Origin of the sequence: Wolbachia endosymbiont (group A) of Machimus atricapillus, from assembly GCF_964027095.1 — a bacterium.
Lineage (GTDB): Bacteria > Pseudomonadota > Alphaproteobacteria > Rickettsiales > Anaplasmataceae > Wolbachia.
In genome coordinates this window covers 695,877-714,735 of record NZ_OZ034727.1, presented here as the reverse complement: position 1 = coordinate 714,735, position 18,859 = coordinate 695,877, and the positions used below count along the sequence as shown (strand labels likewise).

General features: G+C 34.8%; 30 protein-coding genes and 2 tRNA genes. 30 read left to right on the top strand and 2 right to left on the bottom strand.

Going from position 1 to position 18,859, the window contains the following annotated elements:
- Positions 1–248: 248 nt before the first annotated feature.
- A complete protein-coding gene (locus tag AAGD68_RS03515) occupies positions 249–1,571 on the bottom strand; it encodes an ankyrin repeat domain-containing protein (protein ID WP_265045497.1) in 1,323 nt (440 codons plus the stop codon).
- A gap of 115 nt (positions 1,572–1,686) precedes the next feature.
- Between AAGD68_RS03515 and glpX the strand changes: the two genes are divergently transcribed.
- Positions 1,687–2,604: a class II fructose-bisphosphatase gene (gene glpX / locus AAGD68_RS03510; RefSeq protein ID WP_253309936.1), complete on the top strand. Its 918-nt coding sequence runs from the start codon at positions 1,687–1,689 to the stop codon at positions 2,602–2,604.
- Positions 2,605–2,785: 181 nt separating this feature from the next.
- On the opposite strand, the gene AAGD68_RS03505 is transcribed toward glpX, so the two are convergent.
- Positions 2,786–3,286: a hypothetical protein gene (locus tag AAGD68_RS03505; protein WP_253309092.1), complete on the bottom strand. Its 501-nt coding sequence runs from the start codon at positions 3,284–3,286 to the stop codon at positions 2,786–2,788.
- A gap of 183 nt (positions 3,287–3,469) precedes the next feature.
- Between AAGD68_RS03505 and carA the strand changes: the two genes are divergently transcribed.
- From carA to AAGD68_RS03360, 29 genes are all read left to right on the top strand, one after another.
- A complete protein-coding gene (carA, locus tag AAGD68_RS03500) occupies positions 3,470–4,561 on the top strand; it encodes a glutamine-hydrolyzing carbamoyl-phosphate synthase small subunit (protein WP_253309091.1) in 1,092 nt (363 codons plus the stop codon).
- A 114-nt stretch (positions 4,562–4,675) separates the two neighbouring features.
- Positions 4,676–4,757 (top strand) — tRNA-Tyr (locus AAGD68_RS03495).
- A 4-nt stretch (positions 4,758–4,761) separates the two neighbouring features.
- A tRNA-Gly gene (locus tag AAGD68_RS03490) sits at positions 4,762–4,832 on the top strand.
- A gap of 78 nt (positions 4,833–4,910) precedes the next feature.
- Positions 4,911–6,083, top strand: a complete 1,173-nt coding sequence (gene tuf, locus AAGD68_RS03485) for an elongation factor Tu (RefSeq protein WP_182158996.1) — start codon at positions 4,911–4,913, stop codon at positions 6,081–6,083.
- Between the two features lie 14 nt (positions 6,084–6,097).
- Positions 6,098–6,418 (top strand): 30S ribosomal protein S10, encoded by a 321-nt coding sequence (gene rpsJ, locus AAGD68_RS03480; RefSeq protein ID WP_265045500.1) that lies wholly within the window; start codon positions 6,098–6,100, stop codon positions 6,416–6,418.
- A 9-nt stretch (positions 6,419–6,427) separates the two neighbouring features.
- Entirely contained in the window at positions 6,428–7,150 is a 723-nt protein-coding gene (gene rplC, locus AAGD68_RS03475; protein WP_253309090.1) for a 50S ribosomal protein L3, read from the top strand.
- 2 nt (positions 7,151–7,152) lie between these two features.
- A complete protein-coding gene (gene rplD, locus AAGD68_RS03470) occupies positions 7,153–7,767 on the top strand; it encodes a 50S ribosomal protein L4 (RefSeq protein ID WP_064124641.1) in 615 nt (204 codons plus the stop codon).
- Positions 7,764–8,051: a 50S ribosomal protein L23 gene (locus AAGD68_RS03465; protein ID WP_064124642.1), complete on the top strand. Its 288-nt coding sequence runs from the start codon at positions 7,764–7,766 to the stop codon at positions 8,049–8,051. The genes rplD and AAGD68_RS03465 overlap by 4 nt, the downstream gene beginning before the upstream one ends.
- A 1-nt stretch (position 8,052) precedes the next feature.
- Positions 8,053–8,877 (top strand): 50S ribosomal protein L2, encoded by an 825-nt coding sequence (gene rplB, locus AAGD68_RS03460; protein ID WP_341814117.1) that lies wholly within the window; start codon positions 8,053–8,055, stop codon positions 8,875–8,877.
- 3 nt (positions 8,878–8,880) lie between these two features.
- Complete coding sequence (gene rpsS / locus AAGD68_RS03455) at positions 8,881–9,165, top strand: 30S ribosomal protein S19 (RefSeq protein ID WP_006279181.1); 285 nt, start codon at positions 8,881–8,883, stop codon at positions 9,163–9,165.
- Between the two features lie 5 nt (positions 9,166–9,170).
- Entirely contained in the window at positions 9,171–9,521 is a 351-nt protein-coding gene (gene rplV, locus AAGD68_RS03450; RefSeq protein WP_096616838.1) for a 50S ribosomal protein L22, read from the top strand.
- A 39-nt stretch (positions 9,522–9,560) separates the two neighbouring features.
- Positions 9,561–10,175: a 30S ribosomal protein S3 gene (gene rpsC, locus AAGD68_RS03445; protein ID WP_253309088.1), complete on the top strand. Its 615-nt coding sequence runs from the start codon at positions 9,561–9,563 to the stop codon at positions 10,173–10,175.
- An 11-nt stretch (positions 10,176–10,186) separates the two neighbouring features.
- Complete coding sequence (gene rplP / locus AAGD68_RS03440) at positions 10,187–10,600, top strand: 50S ribosomal protein L16 (RefSeq protein WP_250294844.1); 414 nt, start codon at positions 10,187–10,189, stop codon at positions 10,598–10,600.
- 11 nt (positions 10,601–10,611) lie between these two features.
- Positions 10,612–10,815, top strand: coding sequence for a 50S ribosomal protein L29 (rpmC, locus tag AAGD68_RS03435; protein ID WP_006279350.1), 204 nt, complete (start codon positions 10,612–10,614; stop codon positions 10,813–10,815).
- Positions 10,808–11,044, top strand: coding sequence for a 30S ribosomal protein S17 (gene rpsQ, locus AAGD68_RS03430; RefSeq protein WP_264732192.1), 237 nt, complete (start codon positions 10,808–10,810; stop codon positions 11,042–11,044). Before rpmC ends, rpsQ begins: the two co-directional genes overlap by 8 nt.
- A 13-nt stretch (positions 11,045–11,057) precedes the next feature.
- Positions 11,058–11,417 carry a 50S ribosomal protein L14 gene (gene rplN, locus AAGD68_RS03425; protein ID WP_006279348.1) on the top strand — a complete coding sequence of 120 codons (360 nt, stop codon included), beginning with the start codon at positions 11,058–11,060 and terminating at the stop codon, positions 11,415–11,417.
- On the top strand, positions 11,417–11,734 hold the full coding sequence (gene rplX / locus AAGD68_RS03420; protein ID WP_406833359.1) for a 50S ribosomal protein L24: 318 nt from the start codon (positions 11,417–11,419) through the stop codon (positions 11,732–11,734). Before rplN ends, rplX begins: the two co-directional genes overlap by 1 nt.
- A 6-nt stretch (positions 11,735–11,740) precedes the next feature.
- Positions 11,741–12,274, top strand: a complete 534-nt coding sequence (rplE, locus tag AAGD68_RS03415; RefSeq protein WP_010962750.1) for a 50S ribosomal protein L5 — start codon at positions 11,741–11,743, stop codon at positions 12,272–12,274.
- A gap of 16 nt (positions 12,275–12,290) precedes the next feature.
- Positions 12,291–12,599, top strand: coding sequence for a 30S ribosomal protein S14 (gene rpsN / locus AAGD68_RS03410; protein ID WP_064124653.1), 309 nt, complete (start codon positions 12,291–12,293; stop codon positions 12,597–12,599).
- A 21-nt stretch (positions 12,600–12,620) separates the two neighbouring features.
- Positions 12,621–13,016: a 30S ribosomal protein S8 gene (gene rpsH / locus AAGD68_RS03405; RefSeq protein WP_064124654.1), complete on the top strand. Its 396-nt coding sequence runs from the start codon at positions 12,621–12,623 to the stop codon at positions 13,014–13,016.
- 16 nt (positions 13,017–13,032) lie between these two features.
- Entirely contained in the window at positions 13,033–13,578 is a 546-nt protein-coding gene (rplF, locus tag AAGD68_RS03400) for a 50S ribosomal protein L6 (protein ID WP_253309084.1), read from the top strand.
- Between the two features lie 5 nt (positions 13,579–13,583).
- Positions 13,584–13,955 carry a 50S ribosomal protein L18 gene (gene rplR / locus AAGD68_RS03395; protein WP_250294835.1) on the top strand — a complete coding sequence of 124 codons (372 nt, stop codon included), beginning with the start codon at positions 13,584–13,586 and terminating at the stop codon, positions 13,953–13,955.
- A 12-nt stretch (positions 13,956–13,967) separates the two neighbouring features.
- A complete protein-coding gene (rpsE, locus tag AAGD68_RS03390; protein ID WP_253309082.1) occupies positions 13,968–14,480 on the top strand; it encodes a 30S ribosomal protein S5 in 513 nt (170 codons plus the stop codon).
- Positions 14,481–14,483: 3 nt separating this feature from the next.
- Entirely contained in the window at positions 14,484–14,954 is a 471-nt protein-coding gene (gene rplO, locus AAGD68_RS03385) for a 50S ribosomal protein L15 (protein WP_341814116.1), read from the top strand.
- Between the two features lie 3 nt (positions 14,955–14,957).
- Positions 14,958–16,286 (top strand): preprotein translocase subunit SecY, encoded by a 1,329-nt coding sequence (gene secY, locus AAGD68_RS03380; protein ID WP_253309081.1) that lies wholly within the window; start codon positions 14,958–14,960, stop codon positions 16,284–16,286.
- Positions 16,283–16,924 carry an adenylate kinase family protein gene (locus AAGD68_RS03375; protein ID WP_253309080.1) on the top strand — a complete coding sequence of 214 codons (642 nt, stop codon included), beginning with the start codon at positions 16,283–16,285 and terminating at the stop codon, positions 16,922–16,924. Before secY ends, AAGD68_RS03375 begins: the two co-directional genes overlap by 4 nt.
- Positions 16,925–16,983: 59 nt before the next feature.
- Positions 16,984–17,352 (top strand): 30S ribosomal protein S13, encoded by a 369-nt coding sequence (gene rpsM, locus AAGD68_RS03370; protein ID WP_007550179.1) that lies wholly within the window; start codon positions 16,984–16,986, stop codon positions 17,350–17,352.
- Between the two features lie 24 nt (positions 17,353–17,376).
- On the top strand, positions 17,377–17,763 hold the full coding sequence (gene rpsK, locus AAGD68_RS03365; protein ID WP_341814115.1) for a 30S ribosomal protein S11: 387 nt from the start codon (positions 17,377–17,379) through the stop codon (positions 17,761–17,763).
- Positions 17,764–17,784: 21 nt separating this feature from the next.
- Entirely contained in the window at positions 17,785–18,852 is a 1,068-nt protein-coding gene (locus AAGD68_RS03360) for a DNA-directed RNA polymerase subunit alpha (protein ID WP_253309078.1), read from the top strand.
- Positions 18,853–18,859 lie beyond the last annotated feature (7 nt).

The window sequence follows — 18,859 nt, the reverse complement described above, 5'->3', positions numbered from 1 at the left end:
ACGTTTAAAACATAAAAAAACGCCAATGTTTTTAAATAGATATTAACCGGGGTTTCTTTTGCCTTTCTTTTCATTTGGTAAATTTCTTAAATGTTTATGGTTAAAAGAGCCCAAGAGAGGTGTCATCCAAGTAGCTGACACTGGAATCTAGTCTTTATTATGCAGCCACTTATTTAAAGTTAAGTTTTCTGGATCCAAGTAGTCAGGGCACTGGGATGACATCCTGCTTGGCAAAGATTTCTCTTAAATCACCCCTTTTGTATACCTGAACTCACGTGTTCAACTTTATTTTTTTCCATTTCTCTATAGCTTGGTAATGTAGAATTTTTTACATGTAATCCGATATATGTTGCAACCAAAGCAGCTATAACACCACAAACCACCGCACCAGCCACAGATGGAACCATCACAGCAGCAGCAATGAATAACCCTGTAACAACAACTCCAACAACATCTTTTGTTAATGAGGTATAAAAATTTTCCTTGCTTTCTTTATATTTAGTTTCTTTTTCATTTGGCACAGAAAATTGAGCATCTACGAAGCCGTTAGCTTTATTATCATTATTTGGTGTGGCAGTTTGGTCAGTCCTTGTTGATACAGGCGTTTTATTTTCGTTATTATGATTTAGCTGGCCATTTGGTGTATTTACAGGTCTACTACCAATGTTCCCATTACTGCTGCAAGGTTTTGCTCCGTTTTTTTCTACATTAGGTGTTTCTGGTACAATAAAGTTTAAAAGCACCTGAGTAATTTCTTTTTGTCTATTATTTATAGCCAACTCTACAGCTGCTCGTCTGCTTTCATCATTTACATAACCTAAAAATACCCCAACTTCTTGGACATTACCTTGAACAATAGCAAGACGCAGAGCGTTAAATTTTTCTTCTTCATTAAATTTGCCACTATTCAAAAGTATCTTTACAACGTCAGCTTGTTTTTTTATTGCGGCATGATCTAATAAAGTATAAGCCGTATCTTGAATACCATTGACTTTAATGTCTGAATTTGTGAGCAATCCAACAACCCTTAGGAATATACTGCGATCGCCGGTAATACTAGGCCCTTCTGAACGAACAGCATAATAAAGCAAAGTCCAACCATCCTGGTTTGTTATTTTTATATCTATTTTCTCTTTTTTAAGCTTCTCACCAAATTCCTGAGCAGTTATACTAGGGTTATTAGTTACAATTTCCTTTATCTTGTTGTATGACGTAGCAAATTGACTACCTCTGGAGTTATTAGAATCTGCTGCATTGCTGCCTGCTCCATTTTCTTCTACATCAGGTTCTCTTTCCTCATTTACCTCTGTAGTTATCTGTTCTTGTTGAGGAATCTTGAACCCATTTCTAAGAAAAAGATCCTTAACGCGTGGGTTGTTATGTTCGGTTGCATGTTTTAGAAGTAAGTCTCCTAATAAATTGTCTCCTTTACACTTATCTTGAAAATTAACTTCTTTCCACTTTGGTTCCTTTTGCAAATCTTTAAGACTAGCAATTCCCTTATCATCATATTTTACAATTGTAGCTATCTTTCGATACAACTCTCTAATATCATCATTACTATATGCCATAACTAAACCTACTACTATATGTTAGTTTATTATAGCAACTTTCCCACAACCAGTCAAGACATATTGCAGTTTCAAGTAGCATGATATATATTGAATATAGTTCTTAAAGCAAATGATGGAAGATTTAGCCTATAAATTAGTTAAAGTGACCGAAGCTGCAGCACTTGCTGCATATAAACTAGCAGGCTTCGGCGATGAAAAAAAGGCTGATCAGGTTGCAGTTGATGCAATGCGTACAGTATTAAATTCAATGGAAATAAATGGTACTATCGTAATTGGTGAAGGTGAGAGAGATTCAGCACCAATGCTGTATATTGGAGAGAAGGTTGGCACTGGAAATGGTCCTGAAATCGACATTGCTGTTGACCCACTTGAGGGCACCACAATCTGCGCTCACCATAAACAAGGGGCAATGTCCGTTCTTGCTGCAACGAAAAAAGGTAATTTTTTACATGCACCTGATGTTTATATGGAAAAGATAGCAGTAGGAAAAAATCTCCCAGAGGGTGTAGTCTCACTAAAAAATAGCATTGAAAAGAATCTAGACAATTTAGCCAAGGCAAAAGGATGTAAAGTAAATGATCTTACAGTAACTATACTTAATCGTGAAAGGCATGATGAATTAATAGTGAAAATCAGGGAGTTAGGAGCAAAAGTTAAACTAATAGATGATGGTGATGTTGCGGCCGTAGTTTCACTAGTAAATGGCAATCACGATATGTATATCGGAATAGGAGGGGCACCAGAAGGGGTGCTTGCGGCTGCAGCGCTGAGTTCAATCGGTGGACAGATGGAGGGAAGATTAATATTTGACACAGATCAGTTAAGAGAAAGAGCAAAAAATTTAAATATTGATGACCCAGAAAAAATCTACACCATAAAAGATATGACAAGAGGTGAATCAGTGTTTATTGCAACTGGAGTAACAAGCGGAGAACTTGTGGATGGAGTTGAATTGAATCATAATACCTATTCAACTAATTCTTTAATAATTCTACCTAACAAGCTGATAAAGGTGCAAGTTATAAGTTAGGTTAATTATTTTTCAATATATGATGTAAGAGTTAAAGGGAGTGTTAAAATGTTAGATTCATTTTCTCAAGAGAAACTAATTGTACAAGAAGTTCCTCAAGGCGGACATAAAAAGAAGGCTGAACCCTTTTCAAAACCTTCTATCTATTGTTTCTTAAACCACTCTGCTGAACGGAGACAGTTTAGGCTGTTATGCCTGGCGGCTTTGTTGGAATAAGTTTTTCAACATTGCTAACAATAAAATTGATTGTATCGTCAGCTACCTTATCGAATTTATCATTTATCTCTTTTCCTATTTTTTCATTTTTAACATATTCGTGTAGAGCTAAAGCAGTTATAGCTGCACATGCTGCAATTAAGCCAGTTTTTGCTATAATGAGCATTGATAATCCTCCTGCAAATATAAATGTTAATCCAATAGCTAGGTTTATAATTTTACTTTGTGTTGTTTGTTGTGCTGCCTGATTCTGATCTACTTTTTCTTTTTCAAGAGCGTTTGATATTGTTTTTGAGAAAATTTTTACCGCGATTGTTGCAATTGCGATCATAGCTAATCCTATGGCTATTTTTGCTAAGAGAAAAAATGATGGGAACACCATCGCAAAGAATAGTAAGCCAGCTCCTACAATTAGTAACTTATTTTTAGGTTGGATTTCATTTGATATAATAAACCTCCATTTCATAACTGCCGGAGTATACCTAATATAAAATACGGAGATAGTCAACATATTTTATGAAAGAGCGCGTTAAAAGTTTTTTTCATGTTGTTCTTCGCCGCCTCGTGGTTAAATTTGGAATTTTAGAAAGAGTTACGTATTATTTGAAATTCTTGTATACTGTTTTGAATCAGTTAAATAGATAATGAAGTGCAGGACGCAGTTTTAATTTTACAAGATGGCAAGTGCTTTTGGGGAAAATCAGTAGGTAAAAAAGGCAAGTGCATAGGTGAGGTCTGTTTTACCACTGGTATGACCGGTTATCAGCATACTATAACTGATCCTTCTTTTGCTGATCAAATTATAACGTTCACTTTTCCTCATATTGGTAACATTGGAATAAACCATAAAGATAATGAAGGAGAGAAAATTTTTGCAAGTGGTGTGGTTATGCGTGAACTTTCTTCTATGTCCCACCCTTCTTCATATATCAGTTTAAATGATTGGTTAGAGAAAAATAACGTGGTTGGGATATCAGGAATTGATACTAGAGCTTTAACGAGACATTTGAGAAAACATGGATCTCAAAGTGGAATGATATGCCCGTCAAGCGAGACGCATGTGTTGGACAAATTGAAGGAATACAAATCTGTAAATGGGATAGAAATAACCAATAAAGTCAGCTTGCATAGTAATTTTAAAAGTGACCTTAATGCAAAATATAGGGTTGTAATCGTTGATTTTGGCGTAAAAATCAGTATAGTTTCACGCTTAATAGAACTTGGTTGTACAGTTGAATTAATCAGACCAAGCACAGGTTTTGCTCAAAAAGTGTTGAGTATGAATCCAGATGGTATAGTGCTTTCAAATGGTCCTGGTGATCCGCAAGAAATAGGAGAAAGTGTAGTTTCAGAGATAGACATTATTATAAAATCTAAAATACCAATTTTTGGCATATGCATGGGTCATCAATTACTTGCGATTACTTTGGGAGCAAAGACCATCAAGATGGATATTGGTCACCGAGGGAGTAACCATCCAGTTTATGATGTAATTAGTGGAAAAGTTGAGATCACTAGCCAAAACCATGGTTTCGTTGTTGATTCAGCTTCTCTTCCAAGTAATGTTGAAATTACTCACATTTCTCTATTTGATAATAGTGTAGAGGGGATAATGATGAAGGATTACTTAGTCTTTTCTGTGCAATATCATCCAGAAGAAGCGCCAGGTACGCATGATTCGCATTATTTATTTAGACGTTTTATTGGCAATATTGTGTTGTATAAAATGAAATCTGCATGATTTTAATCAGGGTAGGTTTTATTGCTTGATTTTTTAATTTTAGGCGTTTAGTATTAAATACAATAAAAGCTTGAGTTAAGGTACTAAAATAGCGTTCTCTTAACAAATTTTTGTGGAGGAGTGACCGAGTGGTTAAAGGTAACAGACTGTAAATCTGTCCGCATTGCGTACGTAGGTTCGAATCCTACCTCCTCCATTGTGCGGGTATAGCTCAATGGTAGAGCTCTAGCCTTCCAAGCTAGTGACGTGGGTTCGATTCCCACTATCCGCTCTTTTTTTTGTTGTATTTTTATAAAATCAACATATTATTTATTGATGTATTTGTATTTTAGGTAGAAAAGTTTAAATTATGACAGCAGTAGTGGAAGCATTTGGAAAGCCGCATGTAAATGTGGGAACAATAGGACATGTGGATCATGGGAAGACAACGTTAACAGCGGCGATAACAAAGCATTATGGAAGTTTTGTAGCGTACGATCAGATAGATAAGGCGCCAGAAGAAAGGAAAAGGGGGATAACGATAGCAACAGCGCATGTTGAGTATCAGACGGAAAAAAGGCATTATGCACACGTTGATTGTCCTGGACATGCTGACTATGTAAAGAACATGATAGTAGGTGCAGCACAGATGGATGCGGCGATATTGGTAGTGTCGGGGGTTGATGGGCCAATGCCACAAACGAGAGAGCATATATTGCTAGCGAAGCAGGTAGGTGTTGGATATATCGTGGTGTATATAAATAAAGCTGATGTTGCTGATGCTGATATGATAGATTTGGTAGAAATGGAAGTGAGGGAATTGCTGAATAAATACGGATTTCCAGGGGATGAAGTGCCTGTGGTAGTGGGGTCTGCATTGAAAGCGCTGGAGGATGACAGTAGCGAATATGGAAAGAAATCAATAGATAAATTGATGGAAAAGTTAGATGAGTATGTGGCGGTTCCACCAAGGCCTGTGGATTTACCATTTTTATTGCCAATCGAGGATGTATTTTCGATATCGGGGCGAGGAACGGTGGTAACAGGAAGGATAGAGAAGGGAGAGATAAAGACGGGAGAAGAGATAGAGATAATAGGTCTGAAAGCGACGCAAAAGACGATATGCACAGGTGTAGAAATGTTTAAGAAGTTGCTGGATAAGGGGAGTGCAGGACTCAATGTAGGAATATTGTTAAGAGGAACAAAAAGAGAAGAAGTGGAGAGAGGGCAAGTATTAGCAAAACCGGGGACGATAACGCCGCATAGAAAGTTTAGGGCGGAGGTTTATATATTAAAGAAAGAGGAAGGAGGAAGGCATACACCATTTTTTGCGAATTACCAGCCACAGTTTTATTTAAGGACAACGGATGTAACTGGGAGCATAAAATTGCTAGATGGGAAGGAGATGGTAATGCCAGGAGATAATGTGAGTGTAGAAGTAGAATTGCAAGTACCGATAGCAATGGATAAGGGATTGCGTTTTGCGATAAGAGAAGGCGGTAGAACTGTTGGTTCTGGTGTTGTTTCTGAAATTTTGGAGTGAGAGTAGTAACTAAGATGAAGCAAGATATATATATTAACATTAAGGCTTTCGATTGTTCTTTATTGGAGGAGTGTGTTCGAAAATTTGTTGATGAATTAAAGCGGTCCAATGCAAAATTATCTGGTCCGATTGCGTTGCCAAGAAAAGATTCTAAATTTATTGTTAATAGATCTCCTCACGTTGATAAAAAATCTCGTGAACAGTTTGAAATGAGAACTTCTAGGCGTTTGATTGTTTTACATGATCTTACTCCTACTATGGTGCAGATGCTTACAGGTTTATCTTTTTCTGCTGGCGTAGAAGTGGATTTAAAAGTCAAGGAAGTTAAGGTTTAGGAGAAGGAAATGAAGAGAATAAATTCGCTGAGGAGAATTGGTTTACTAATGATGAATATTGGTCATACTGCTATGTATTCTGACAATAGTCGCATGGCTGTAACTTTATTGCATCTCAGCGAAACTTATATTGTTGATATAAAAGGACAAGATAAATGTGGCTATAATTCAGTCATTTTAGGCACAGGAGATTTTAAAAATATAGCAAAACCTCAGTTGGAATATTTAAAGAAAAAGGGTATAAATAATAAATGTAAGTTATACGAAAGTAGATTAAATGACCTGTCGGGAATAGAATGTGGTAAAAAAGTGGGAATCAATCATTTTGTGGTTGGTCAATATCTTGATATTACGGGTTATTCTATAGGTAAAGGATTTGCTGGTGTGATGAAGCGGCATAACTTCAGTGGGCTTAGGGCATCTCATGGTGTTTCTATTGCTCACAGATCACAAGGTTCCACTGGTCAATGTCAGGATCCTGGTAGAGTATTCAAAGGAAAGAAAATGGCTGGTCATTTAGGTAACAGCAGAATAACTGCACAAAATATGAAGATATTATCCATTGATCATGAAAATAGTATAATTGCTGTGAAGGGTAATAATGTTCCTGGGTTTAAAAATTCCTATGTTTTTGTAAGAGATGCAGTTAAAAAATCTTTACATAAAGATGTTCCTTTTCCGGTAGGTTTACTGTTAGATGTAAATGATGATGCTAGTAATTTGGTAAGTTAGTTATGGAATGTAATTTAGTTAATCTATCTAATAATAATGTAGGTACTGCTCAGCTCAATCCTTTGATATTTTCTGCTAAGCAAAAATTGAGTATTTTGCATGATATAGTGAGATGGCAATTAGCGAAGAGAAGAGCTGGTACTCATAAAACAAAAGGTATCAGTGATGTCTCTGGTACAACAGCTAAACCTTATGGTCAAAAACGTACCGGTAGGGCAAGACAAGGGAGCTTGCGATCTCCTCAATTTAGAGGTGGTGGGATTATTTTCGGCCCTGTTGTGAGGAGTCATACTTATTCTCTTAATAAGAAGGTACGCAAATTTGGTTTAAAAATTGCTTTATCTCTAAAGTATTTAAATAATCAAGTGATTATTCTGGATAATTTAAATATTGATGTGAAGAAAACGTCTGAAATGTGTAAATGTATTAAAAATTTTAAATTTTCTTCCTTTTTGATAGTTGGTGATTATGGAGATGATTTGTTGCGTGCTGTTAGAAACTTGCATTATGTAGACTTAATCAAACCTATTGGGTTAAATGTCTTTGATATATTGAATCACGAATGCGTGATGTTGACAAAGGATACTTTAAAGCATCTTGAAGGTAGATTGTTATGATCAAATATAATAATATAATAAAATCTCCTATAATTACAGAAAAGGCCTCTTTTTTGAGGGAGAAGTTTAATAAATATTCTTTGTATGTTTTTGTAAATGTAAATAAGCGTCAAATAAAGTTGGCAATAGAGTCTCTATTTGATGTTAAAATTTCTTCTATAAATGTTGTTAGAATTAAGCCTAAATATAGGCGTTTCAGGGGTGTGATTGGTTGTGAAAAACAGAAAAAGAAAGTTTATTTTTCTTTGATAGATGGTCAAAAATTAGATATAATGAGCGTTTAATATGGGTATGAAATTTTTTAATCCTGTTACTCCGTCTTCTCGTGGGACTGTGTTAGTAAGTAAAGTTGGTTTATCAAAAGATGAGCCAGAAAAGTCTCTTACATCCGGTAAAAAGTCCAGTGGTGGAAGAAATAATTATGGTAGAATTACAACTCGTCATAGGGGTGGTGGTCACAAAAAGAAGTATAGAGTTATAGATTTTAAGCGTAATAGAAGTGGTCAGGGTATAGTTGAAAAAATAGAGTATGATCCAAATAGAAGTGGGTTTTTAGCGTTAATATCATATAAGGAAGATGATATTAAGTCTTATATATTAGCTCCTCAAGGTATGAAGCCTGGTGATATTGTTACAGCTGGAAATGATGCTGATATTTTGCCAGGTAATTGTTTGCTACTCAAGTATATACCTGTTGGTTCTTTCGTTCATAATGTTGAGCTGAAGCCAGGTAATGGTGCTGCGATTGCTAGAGCTGCTGGTTGTTATGCGCAAATTGTTGGTCATGATGGCCAATATGTTTTATTACGACTCAGGTCTGGTCAAATTAGGTTGATTTTATCTTCTTGCAAGGCTACTATTGGTGTAGTATCTAACCCTGACCATAAGAATAGAAAGCTGGGTAAAGCTGGAAGAAGTAGGTGGCTTGGAATTAGACCTACTGTGCGTGGGGTTGCAATGAATCCGGTTGACCATCCTCATGGAGGTGGGGAAGGAAAAACCTCTGGTGGTCGTCATCCTGTTACTCCTTGGGGTGTTGCAACAAAAGGAAAGAAAACTCGGAGGAAAAATAAATCTAGTGATAAGTATATAAAACAATTGAAAGGTTAGTTTATGAGTAGATCTGCGTGGAAGCCTCCTTTTTGTCATCCTTCTATATTAAAGTCGGTGAATAATGCTTTAAACAAGGGGTTTGTTAACATGGCTATAAAAGTTCATTCCAGGGCTTCTGTAATTCTTCCTAATTGTTTAGGTTTAAAGTTTGCTGTTTATAATGGTAAGGATTACATTCCTGTTAATGTTAATGATCAGAATATGATAGGTCATAAGTTTGGTGAATTTTCGCCCACTCGTAAATTTACTGGGCATAGTGGTGATAAAAAGGCGACAAGAAGGTAATTGATATGAAAAACAGAGATGTAATAGTTAAAGCTGGTTCTAGGGTTTTAAAATCAACTCCTCGTAAATTGAATTTGGTTGCTGGTTTAGTACGTAATAAAAAAGTTTCTTTTGCCACTGTGCAATTAAGATTTTGTGAAAAGAAAGCTGCGGGTCTTATAAGGAAGGTATTAAATTCTGCGATTGCTAATGCTCAATATAATTATGGATTGGATATCGATAATTTATATATAAAAGAAATTTCAATAGGTAAGTCTCTTACTTTGCGTAGGGTATGTCCAAAAGCTATGGGTAGAGCTAATAGAGTTAGTAAACGTTATAGTAATATAACTGTAAAATTGGGAGAAATTATATGATTCATAAAAATAGAAAATTAATAAGGAAAGTGCAAAAGTATGGGAAACGTTAATCCTAAAGGATTTAGGTTAAAAATAATTAATACTTGGTCATCTGTTTGGTATGCTGAGAAGGGTTATAAACAAGGGTTGCATCAAGATTTATCTATTCGCAGTTATATAAATGAATCTTTTAAGCATGCTGGTGTTTCTAAAGTAATTATAGAGCGTACAATCGATTTGGTGTCTGTAATAATACATTCTTCTAGACCTGGAGTGATAATAGGTAAGAAAGGCTCAGATATTGAGAAGATAAAGCAAAAAATAGCTGAAAAAGTAAAAAATAATGTGGAAGTGAATGTAGTAGGAGTTAAAAGGTCTGAAATAGATGCAGTTTTAATATCAAGCAGCATTGCACAACAGTTAGAAAAAAGGGTTTCATTTAGAAGAGCGATGAAAAAAGCTATTCAAAGTTGTTTGAGGATGGGTGCTAGAGGTATTAAAGTAAGTTGTTCTGGGCGCCTTGGCGGAGCTGAGATAGCTCGTACTGAATGGTATAAAGAAGGTCGTTTGCCTTTACACACTTTACGTGCTAATATAGATTATGCTTTTTGTGAAGCAAAAACTATATATGGTATTATAGGAGTTAAGGTTTGGGTTTATATTGGTAATTAAGGTATATTGAGATGTTTGTTCCCAAAAAGAGTAAATATAAGAAGGTATTTAAGGGGCGAATTAAGGGTAATACAAAAGGTGGTAGCACATTATCTTTTGGAGATTATGGCTTAAAAGCTGTAGAAGCAGGTAGGATTCAGTCTAAGCATATTGAAACTGCAAGGCGTGTAATATCTAGAACATTAAAACGCTCTGGTAAAGTGTGGATAAGAATTTTTCCTGATACCCCTGTTAGTAAAAAGCCGGCAGATGTACGTATGGGTAAGGGAAAAGGTAGTGTTGAATTTTGGGTGTTTAAAGCTAAGCCCGGTAGAATGTTGTTTGAGATTAGCAGTGATGTTCCCATGCATTTAGCAAGATTGGCGCTTGAAAAGGCAACCGCTAAGCTTCCTATGAAGTGTAAATTTGTATCTAATCATAATTAAATGGAGTTGCAATGGATATAGCTGACATTGAATCGAGGTCTTCACAAGAATTGCATGAAATTCTTGTAAATTTGAGAAAAGAGTTTGTTAATTTGGTTTTTCAAAAGAAGTTGGGGCAGTGCAACAATATTTCGCGTTTTAGCTTAATAAGAAAGAGCATAGCTCGTATTCTAACTACATTAAATAAAAGAAGAAGAGAGGAAAAGAATGCCTAAAAAGGTTTTTTGTGGTACTGTAACTAAGGCTAAGTGTGATAAGACTGTAAAGGTTTCGGTATTACAAGTGTATAAGGATCAGCTGTATAAAAAGGTTATAAAAAAATACAAGAAGTATACAGCACATGATGAGAATAATAGTTGTAAAGAAGGGGACAAGGTTTTAATACAAGAACACAAGCCTATTTCTACTACTAAAAAATGGGTTGTTGTTAATAGCTCACATTGAATAGGATATTTATATGATTCAAAAAAATACATTGTTGGAAGTAGCTGATAATTCTGGTGCGCGTGCAGTGCTTTGTATTGGTTTATTGGGTGGTAGAAAGTCTGCATCTATAGGTGACACAGTTATTGTATCTACTAAATCTATTACTCCAAGAGGGAAGGTTGAGAAGGGAAAAGTATATAGAGCAGTTGTGGTGAGGGTGAAAAGCCCTATTAGAAAATCTGATGGTTCTGTAATTCGTTTTTCTAGCAATGCTGTAGTTTTGATTAACGATCAAGGTGAACCACTTGGCACTCGGGTATTTGGTCCGGTAAAAAAGTTATCATCTGGTTCTTTTATGAAGATAATGTCATTAGCTGTTGAGGTTTTATAATGAGTGCTAAAATAAAAAGTGGTGACGACGTTATAGTTTTAACTGGTAGAGATAAGGGAAAAATTGGTAAAGTGATTAAAGTTGTGGCATGTGATGCTAAAAAGAAAGTAATTGTTTCTGGGGTAAATGTACATAAGAGACACACTAAACCAAAAGCTGGTAGTAGTGGTGGTATATTAAATAAAGAGTTAGCTATTGATATATCCAACATTGCAACATTAGACCCTAAATATAAAACTCCAACTAGAGTGGGGTTTAAGGTTATAGGCGGTAGAAAAGTGCGTTTTGCAAAAGTTTCTGGAGAAGTGATAGATTAGGTTGATATGTTTAAAGAATTGTATAAAGATAGCATAGTAAAGTCCTTAAAGGATAAGTTTAATTACGGCAATATCATGCAAGTGCCTAAACTTGTCAAGGTGTGTATCAATATGGGCGTTGGAGATGCTGCTACAGATAGTAAAGCAATAAATGAACCACTTGATAGCCTATATTTGATTGCTGGGCAGAAGCCTTTATCAACTTTTGCAAAAAAATCTATTTCTGGCTTCAAGATCAGAAAAGGTGCTACAGTAGGTTGCAAAGTAACTTTGCGTAGAGATAAAATGTATGAGTTTTTAGAAAGATTGATATATATTGCTTTGCCAAGGGAAAAAGATTTTAGAGGATTTAGTGTGAAGCAATTTGACGGTAATGGTAATTTTTCCTTTGGTATAAAGGAACATATCTCGTTTTTAGAAATAGACTATGATAAAATAAGTAAAATTAGAGGTATGGATATTAATATTATAACAAGTGCAGTTAGTGATAAGGAAGCAAAGGAATTATTACTGGCTCTTAAATTTCCTTTTTTTGATTAATTGAGAGGAGAAATATATGGCAAAAAAATCTATGATAGAAAGAAATCTTCGCAGAATAAAGCTGTGCGATCAATATAAAGAAAAAAGAGAGAAATTGAAATCTATAATAAATAATAAGAATTTGTCTATTGTAGAAAGGTTTACAGCTCAAAATAAATTAATTAAAAAATTGCCTAGAAATTCTTCTAAAACCAAAATTAGAAATAGGTGTGCTTTAACTGGGAGACCAAGAGGAGTATATAGAAAATTTGGTTTATGTAGAATTGTTTTGCGTGATTTATGTTCTTTTGGGCAAGTTCCAGGAGTTACAAAGTCTAGTTGGTAAATATAATATAAGGAGTATATTGTGGCGTTATCTGATAGTATTGGTGATTTTTTAACAAGGATACGTAATGCTCAATTGGCAATGCATAGAACAACAAGAGTGTTGTTTTCTAAAGTGAATTCTTCTATACTGAAGATTTTAAAAGATGAAGGGTATATCCTTGATTATGAAAAGCAAGTTGTAGATAATTTACCTTCTTTCATTGTAAAATTGAAGTATTATGAGAAGTCACCTGTAATTAGTGACATAGTTAGGGTGTCAAAGCCTGGTTGTCGTTGTTATTCTAAGTATAAGGACATTTCTAAAGCATATAATGGTCTTGGTATTTTTATTATATCGACACCCAAAGGAGTGATGACTGATTATAATGCACATAAGTTAAAGGTTGGTGGAGAAGTTTTGTGTCGTGTGTTTTAAATAATAGGAGAAATTCATGTCTCGTATAGGTGCTGCTCCTATCAATATTCCTGCTGGTATTTCAGTTGAATATAATAATGGTAGGATGTTAATAAAGAGTGCTAAGGCTGAAAAAGAGCTTAGCTTAATCAGTGATGTTGTGTGCCGGATTGTTGATAATCAGCTACTCCTTTCTGTGGATCAAGATAAAGATGATTATGATGAAATAAAGCCTATGTGGGGCACTTATAGGAGTAATATTAATAATATTATTAACGGCATGGTTGATGGTTTTTCTGTTAATCTTGAGATTAATGGTGTTGGATATAAGGCAGAGTGTGATGGTAAGTATTTGACTTTGTATCTTGGTTATAGCCATAATGTTAAATATAAAGTGCCTAAAGATGTTGAGATTAAGTGCATAAAGCCAACTCACTTAGTAGTTAGTGGTATGGATAAGCAAAAAGTCTATATGGTGGCATCTGATATATGCAGGATTAGGAAGTACGATCCTTATAAAGGTAAGGGTATTGTAATAAAGGGTAAATTTATGTTGCGTAAAGTTGTAAGTAAAAAGAAGTAATTAAGATGAGAAGGTTATATAATTTTTTAAGTAACTATGAAAAAAGGAAGTTGCGTAATAGAGCGAAGCTTGACAAGAGCGCTGAACGTTTGCGTATATCCATATTTAAATCTAATAGGCATTTTTATGTCCAGTTAATTAATGATGTAAAAGGAGTAACTCTCACTTCAGCTTCTACTTTGGATGCTAAAATTAAGGATGTATGTAAAGGAAAAGTCAATGCTGAAACTATAAAACAGGTTTCTTCTTTAATGATTGAGCGCTTATCTGGTCTGAAATTAGAACAAAAGCTAGTATTTGATCGTGGAGCGTATAAATATACAGGATTAGTTTCTCAATTTGCTGAGGCTTTAAGAAGTTCTGGATTTGAGTTTTAGAAGGTTTTGAATATGGCTATAAAGAATTTACAAAATAATAATGATTTATCAGAGCTTTTAGTTTCGGTACGAAGAGTAACAACGGTTACCAAAGGTGGCAGAAGATTTTCATTTTCAATTTTGGTTGTTGTTGGTGATGGGAAGGGTAGGGTAGGATGTGGAATAGGTAAGCACGCAGAAGTTGCTGAAGCAAGAGTCAAAGCTGTAAATGCTGCAAAGAAATCGATGATTAGAGTGTACTTGCGTGAAGGTAGAACTTTGCATCATGATATTAAAGCTAAATTTTGTTCTGGTGAGATAGTTTTAAGAACCGCAAGAGCCGGAACAGGTATTATTGCTGGTGGAGCGATTAGATCAGTTTTTGAGGTGTTAGGTATAAAGGATGTGGTAGCTAAATCCACTAGATCAAATAATCCTCATAATGTTATATGTGCGGTATTTAAGGCTTTTGATAGTATGTTATCTCCTCGTCAGGTAGCAAGCAAAAGAGGCAAAAAGATTAGCGAGATAGTTGGAAACAGGTAAAGTATGAATAATGCTGTAAAATTAAACTCTATATTTACTAAGTTATCTAAGAAAAAGAAGCCTAAGTTGCTGGGTAGAGGTATCGGTTGTGGTAAAGGTAAAACATCCGGTAGAGGGCATAAAGGGCAAAAGACTAGAAGTGGAGTTTCCATAAATGGTTTTGAGGGTGGACAACAGTCTATATATACTCGTTTGCCTAAAAGAGGTTTTAAGCCTATACGTAGGAACATATATTCTATAATTAATGTTGGCGATATACAGCGCTTAATGGAAGCTAAAAAAATAGTGAAAGACTCTGTTATAGATAAGGAGAGGCTGTATAGATTAGGTTTTATAAAGTCTATTAAGGATAAAATTAAACTTCTTAATAAAGGTAAGTTGAGCGAAAAATTTGTGTTTCATGTTGATTTTGCGTCAGAAGCTGCAAAAAAATCTGTAGCTTCAGTTGGTGGTAGTGTGGAAATACTATCGTAAATCATGGGCAATAAATCCGCATTTAATAGCTTGGATCCTACGTTGTTATATAAAGGCGATTTATTAAAACGTATATTTTTTACGCTAATAGCTTTAATTTGCTATCGCTTGGGTACTTATGTGCCTATTCCTGGAATTAATCTTGATGTAATTAATGATATATTTCCCAAAGAGGGCTCAGGTGTTTTTGGAGTATTTAATTTATTTTCTGGTGGTGCATTGGCTAGAATGACAATTCTAGCATTGAATGTTATGCCATATATAATGGCTTCTATCATTATTCAGTTGCTTTCTTCTGCGATTAAAGGAATGAAGGAAGTTAAGAATGATGGAGAGTCAGGCCGTAGAAAGATGAATTCTTATATACGCTACCTGACCATAGTAATTTGTGTATTTCAATCAATTCCAATTTTGGTTGGATTGGAAGGGATGAATAGGGAAGGGGTATTGGTTGTAATCGAACCTGGTGTTATGTTTCGTACAATAGGTGTTTTCAGCCTTTTAGGTGGAACTATGCTTTTAATATGGCTTGGTGAACGAATCAGTGCTAGCGGTATAGGCAATGGTATCTCATTAATCATTTTCACGGGCATAATATCAGAGTTACACAGCGCTTTGTCATCTCTGTTAACGTTAAATAAAAACGGTAGCGTATCGTTATTTATTATCCTTTTTGTTTTGGTATTGTTTTTTTTGCTGCTAGTCTTAGTCATTTTTGTAGAGTCTTCTTATAGAAAAGTTATTGTTCAACATCCTAAAAAGCAATTTAAAAGATTACATAATGACGATTTTACTTATATTCCATTGAAGATTAATTTATCTGGTGTAGTACCAACCATTTTTGCTAATGCAATTTTATTGACACCTATTTCAATTGCAAATTTCTATAAGGGGCACGCTTTTTCTGATTTTATTTTAAATTACTTTATGGCAAATAAAGTAGTATATATTGTAGCCTATTTGGTGCTGATAGTATTTTTTAATTTTTTCTATACCAATTTTATATTTAATCCAGAGGAAAACGCAGATTTTCTTAAAAAAAATGGTGGTTTTATACCTGGTAGAAGGCCTGGGAAACATACTTCTGATTACCTTCAAGATATAGTTTTTAAGTTGACATTCATTGGCTCTGCGTATTTGGTAGTCATATGTACTGTACCTGAAGTTATGAGATATTATTATGATATACCATTTATTTTTGGTGGGACGAGTCTACTGATTATAGTGAACGTTATTACTGATACTATTATGCAAATACAATCTTATATTTTTTCGAATAGGTACGATAGCTGGATAAAGAAATATGAGTCTAAAACGAGGAAAGTAAGATGATCATTACGATTTTTGGTCCTCCAGGTTCTGGTAAAGGTACTCAGTCAAGCTTGTTAATAGCAAAATATAATTTAAAATTAATTTCAGTGGGGGATTTATTAAGGAATATTATATCTAATGGCAGTGAGTTAGGTAAAAAAATAAAGGGTACCGTGGAATCTGGTAATTTAATTCAAGATGAAATTATATGTGGATTATTGCATGACCAGCTTGCATTAATGGATGATAATTGCTTATTAGATGGTTTTCCAAGAAATTTAAACCAGGCTCATTTTTTGACTCAAGTTTTGCAAGAAAAATATAATAGGGATGTTGATATTGTAATTGAACTGCAGCTTGACGATAATATTGCAATCGATAGATTAAAAAATCGTCTCGCGTGTTTGGACTGTAAAAGCATATATAGTGTATCTTCTTTTAAGAGTACTACTTGTGCTAAATGTAAAAGTACGAGGTTAGAGAAAAGAATTGATGATGCTGATATGTCTGCAATTAATAAGAGAATAAGTGAATATCACCTTCAAATGAAAGGTTTACGCGAGTATTATAAAGGCAAATTATTAACAATTGACGCTAATTTGAGTGTTGATGAGGTAACGCAAGAGATTGAAAGTAAAATTTCTTGTAATTTGGTTTGACTCTGAGTTGTTTTATGGTATAAATTAAGAGTTGTTATTAATAAAGTATCGAGGTACCAGTGGCACGTATTGCAGGCATAAATATTCCAGTGAGGAAATGTGTTCCTTTTGCATTAACTTATATATATGGTATAGGTATTGCTACTGCGAATGTAATTTGTCACGCTTGTGAAGTTGATAAGCGCAAACGTGTTTCAGAATTACGAGATGAAGATATAGAAAAGATCAGCAGTTTCATTAGACAAAATTATGTTATAGAAGGTGAGCTCAGAAAAGAAGTGGCTATGAACATAAAATCTTTAGTGGAAATGGGATGCTATAGAGGAGTGAGACATAGAAAAGGTTTACCTGTGAGAGGGCAAAGGACTCATACTAATGCTAAGACTCGTAAAGGTAGATCTCGGTTGCCTATTGCTGGGAAAAAATAAAATTTATTATTATTGTGAGTTTTAATGAAAAAAGTCAAAACGGTTGGTAAGAATACAAAGGAGTTTATTACTGGTGTTGTTCATATTCGTACAACTTTTAATAATACTTTTGTAAATGTAACTGATGTTCATGGTAATACGCTATGTCAAACTTCTGTGGGTGCATGTGGTTTTTCAGGTTCGAGAAAATCCACACCTTATGCTGCAGGTAAGGCTGCGGAGGCTGCTGCGAAGAATGCAATGGAGAGATTTGGTATGAAGGTTGTCTCTGTAATAATTCGTGGTCCTGGCTTTGGTACCGAAGCTGCGGTTAAAGCACTTCAGAGCTGTGGGTTGACTGTGACTTCAATTGCAGATAAAACCGCAATTCCTCATAATGGATGCAGGTTAAGAAAAAAAAGAAGAGTATAGGATATTTGAAAAGGTTGTTTTATGTATTATAATAATAATGTTTCTCTCTGTAGCAATTTAGATAAATTGATTAAACCTAGTTCAGTTAAGGTAATATCAGATGATTCAAGTGAAAAAGGTGATATAGTCCTAGAACCGTTGGAAAGTGGTTTTGCTTTAACATTAGGTAATGCATTAAGACGTGTAATGTTATCTTCTCTTAAAGGTAGTGCTGTTTATGGAATAAAAATTGAAGGTATAACTCATGAGTTTACTTCAATTCAAGGGGTAAGAGAAGACGTAACTGATATAGTATTAAATATGGGCATGTTGAGTTGTAAATTAAATGGTGCTTCTAATAAATGCTTAAATTTAAACGCTAAAGGGCCTTGCCAGGTATTAGCTGGGATGATAGAAACTGATGATCAATGCTCTATTGTTAATAAAGATTTGTTAATATGTACGCTGGGGCAAAATGTAGAGCTTAACATGACCATATATGTGGCTAGCGGAAAAGGTTATCTTCCTGTAACTAAGTATAAAGAAAATGAACTTTTGAAGCTTATGAGTGAACAGGATTTAATTGGTTTTATTCCAGTTAATGCTTTGTATAGCCCTGTCAACAGGGTTTCGTACAGGGTAGAGAATAGTCGTGTTGGCCAAGTGACTGATAAGGATAAGCTGATATTGTCAATTGAAACTGATGGTACAATCTCTCCAAGTCAAGCTGTTGACTCTGCTGCAAGAATATTACAGGAGCAACTTCAGCCCTTTATTAGTTCTGATGTAAGTTATAAAAAATCGCAGGTTTCTTCGTCTAGTGGTGCTAAAGATTTGGGTTATGACCCTGTCTTATTGCGTAAGGTAGATGAAATGGAATTATCTGTCAGGTCTCATAACTGTCTGAAAAACGAAAACATCACTTATATAGGTGATCTTGTGCAAAAGACAGAAGGTGAAATGTTAAGAACTGCTAATTTTGGCAGGAAGTCTTTGAATGAGATTAAGGCAGTTTTGGCTAATTTTGGCTTGTCTTTGGGTATGAATGTGCTAAACTGGCCGCCTAAGGATATAGATGAGTTGGCTAAACAACATACTGATGAAGATTAGGTGATAT

Excerpts from the sequence above, each read along its gene's own strand:
- AAGD68_RS03375 (WP_253309080.1), top strand. The coding sequence starts at position 16,283 with ATGATCATTACGATTTTTGGTCCTCCAGGTTCTGGTAAAGGTACTCAG.
- rpsJ (WP_265045500.1), top strand. The coding sequence starts at position 6,098 with ATGAAGCAAGATATATATATTAACATTAAGGCTTTCGATTGTTCTTTA.
- rpsE (WP_253309082.1), top strand. The coding sequence starts at position 13,968 with ATGGCTATAAAGAATTTACAAAATAATAATGATTTATCAGAGCTTTTA.
- AAGD68_RS03465 (WP_064124642.1), top strand. The coding sequence starts at position 7,764 with ATGATCAAATATAATAATATAATAAAATCTCCTATAATTACAGAAAAG.
- rplE (WP_010962750.1), top strand. The coding sequence starts at position 11,741 with ATGTTTAAAGAATTGTATAAAGATAGCATAGTAAAGTCCTTAAAGGAT.
- rpsQ (WP_264732192.1), top strand. The coding sequence starts at position 10,808 with ATGCCTAAAAAGGTTTTTTGTGGTACTGTAACTAAGGCTAAGTGTGAT.
- rpsN (WP_064124653.1), top strand. The coding sequence starts at position 12,291 with ATGGCAAAAAAATCTATGATAGAAAGAAATCTTCGCAGAATAAAGCTG.
- rplF (WP_253309084.1), top strand. The coding sequence starts at position 13,033 with ATGTCTCGTATAGGTGCTGCTCCTATCAATATTCCTGCTGGTATTTCA.
- tuf (WP_182158996.1), top strand. The coding sequence starts at position 4,911 with ATGACAGCAGTAGTGGAAGCATTTGGAAAGCCGCATGTAAATGTGGGA.
- rplR (WP_250294835.1), top strand. The coding sequence starts at position 13,584 with ATGAGAAGGTTATATAATTTTTTAAGTAACTATGAAAAAAGGAAGTTG.
- rpsS (WP_006279181.1), top strand. The coding sequence starts at position 8,881 with ATGAGTAGATCTGCGTGGAAGCCTCCTTTTTGTCATCCTTCTATATTA.
- rplV (WP_096616838.1), top strand. The coding sequence starts at position 9,171 with ATGAAAAACAGAGATGTAATAGTTAAAGCTGGTTCTAGGGTTTTAAAA.
- rplP (WP_250294844.1), top strand. The coding sequence starts at position 10,187 with ATGTTTGTTCCCAAAAAGAGTAAATATAAGAAGGTATTTAAGGGGCGA.
- AAGD68_RS03515 (WP_265045497.1), bottom strand. The coding sequence starts at position 1,571 with ATGGCATATAGTAATGATGATATTAGAGAGTTGTATCGAAAGATAGCT.
- AAGD68_RS03505 (WP_253309092.1), bottom strand. The coding sequence starts at position 3,286 with ATGAAATGGAGGTTTATTATATCAAATGAAATCCAACCTAAAAATAAG.
- rplB (WP_341814117.1), top strand. The coding sequence starts at position 8,053 with ATGGGTATGAAATTTTTTAATCCTGTTACTCCGTCTTCTCGTGGGACT.
- rpmC (WP_006279350.1), top strand. The coding sequence starts at position 10,612 with ATGGATATAGCTGACATTGAATCGAGGTCTTCACAAGAATTGCATGAA.
- rplD (WP_064124641.1), top strand. The coding sequence starts at position 7,153 with ATGGAATGTAATTTAGTTAATCTATCTAATAATAATGTAGGTACTGCT.
- glpX (WP_253309936.1), top strand. The coding sequence starts at position 1,687 with ATGGAAGATTTAGCCTATAAATTAGTTAAAGTGACCGAAGCTGCAGCA.
- rplO (WP_341814116.1), top strand. The coding sequence starts at position 14,484 with ATGAATAATGCTGTAAAATTAAACTCTATATTTACTAAGTTATCTAAG.
- rpsC (WP_253309088.1), top strand. The coding sequence starts at position 9,561 with ATGGGAAACGTTAATCCTAAAGGATTTAGGTTAAAAATAATTAATACT.
- rpsK (WP_341814115.1), top strand. The coding sequence starts at position 17,377 with ATGAAAAAAGTCAAAACGGTTGGTAAGAATACAAAGGAGTTTATTACT.
- rplN (WP_006279348.1), top strand. The coding sequence starts at position 11,058 with ATGATTCAAAAAAATACATTGTTGGAAGTAGCTGATAATTCTGGTGCG.
- AAGD68_RS03360 (WP_253309078.1), top strand. The coding sequence starts at position 17,785 with ATGTATTATAATAATAATGTTTCTCTCTGTAGCAATTTAGATAAATTG.
- secY (WP_253309081.1), top strand. The coding sequence starts at position 14,958 with ATGGGCAATAAATCCGCATTTAATAGCTTGGATCCTACGTTGTTATAT.
- rplC (WP_253309090.1), top strand. The coding sequence starts at position 6,428 with ATGAAGAGAATAAATTCGCTGAGGAGAATTGGTTTACTAATGATGAAT.
- rplX (WP_406833359.1), top strand. The coding sequence starts at position 11,417 with ATGAGTGCTAAAATAAAAAGTGGTGACGACGTTATAGTTTTAACTGGT.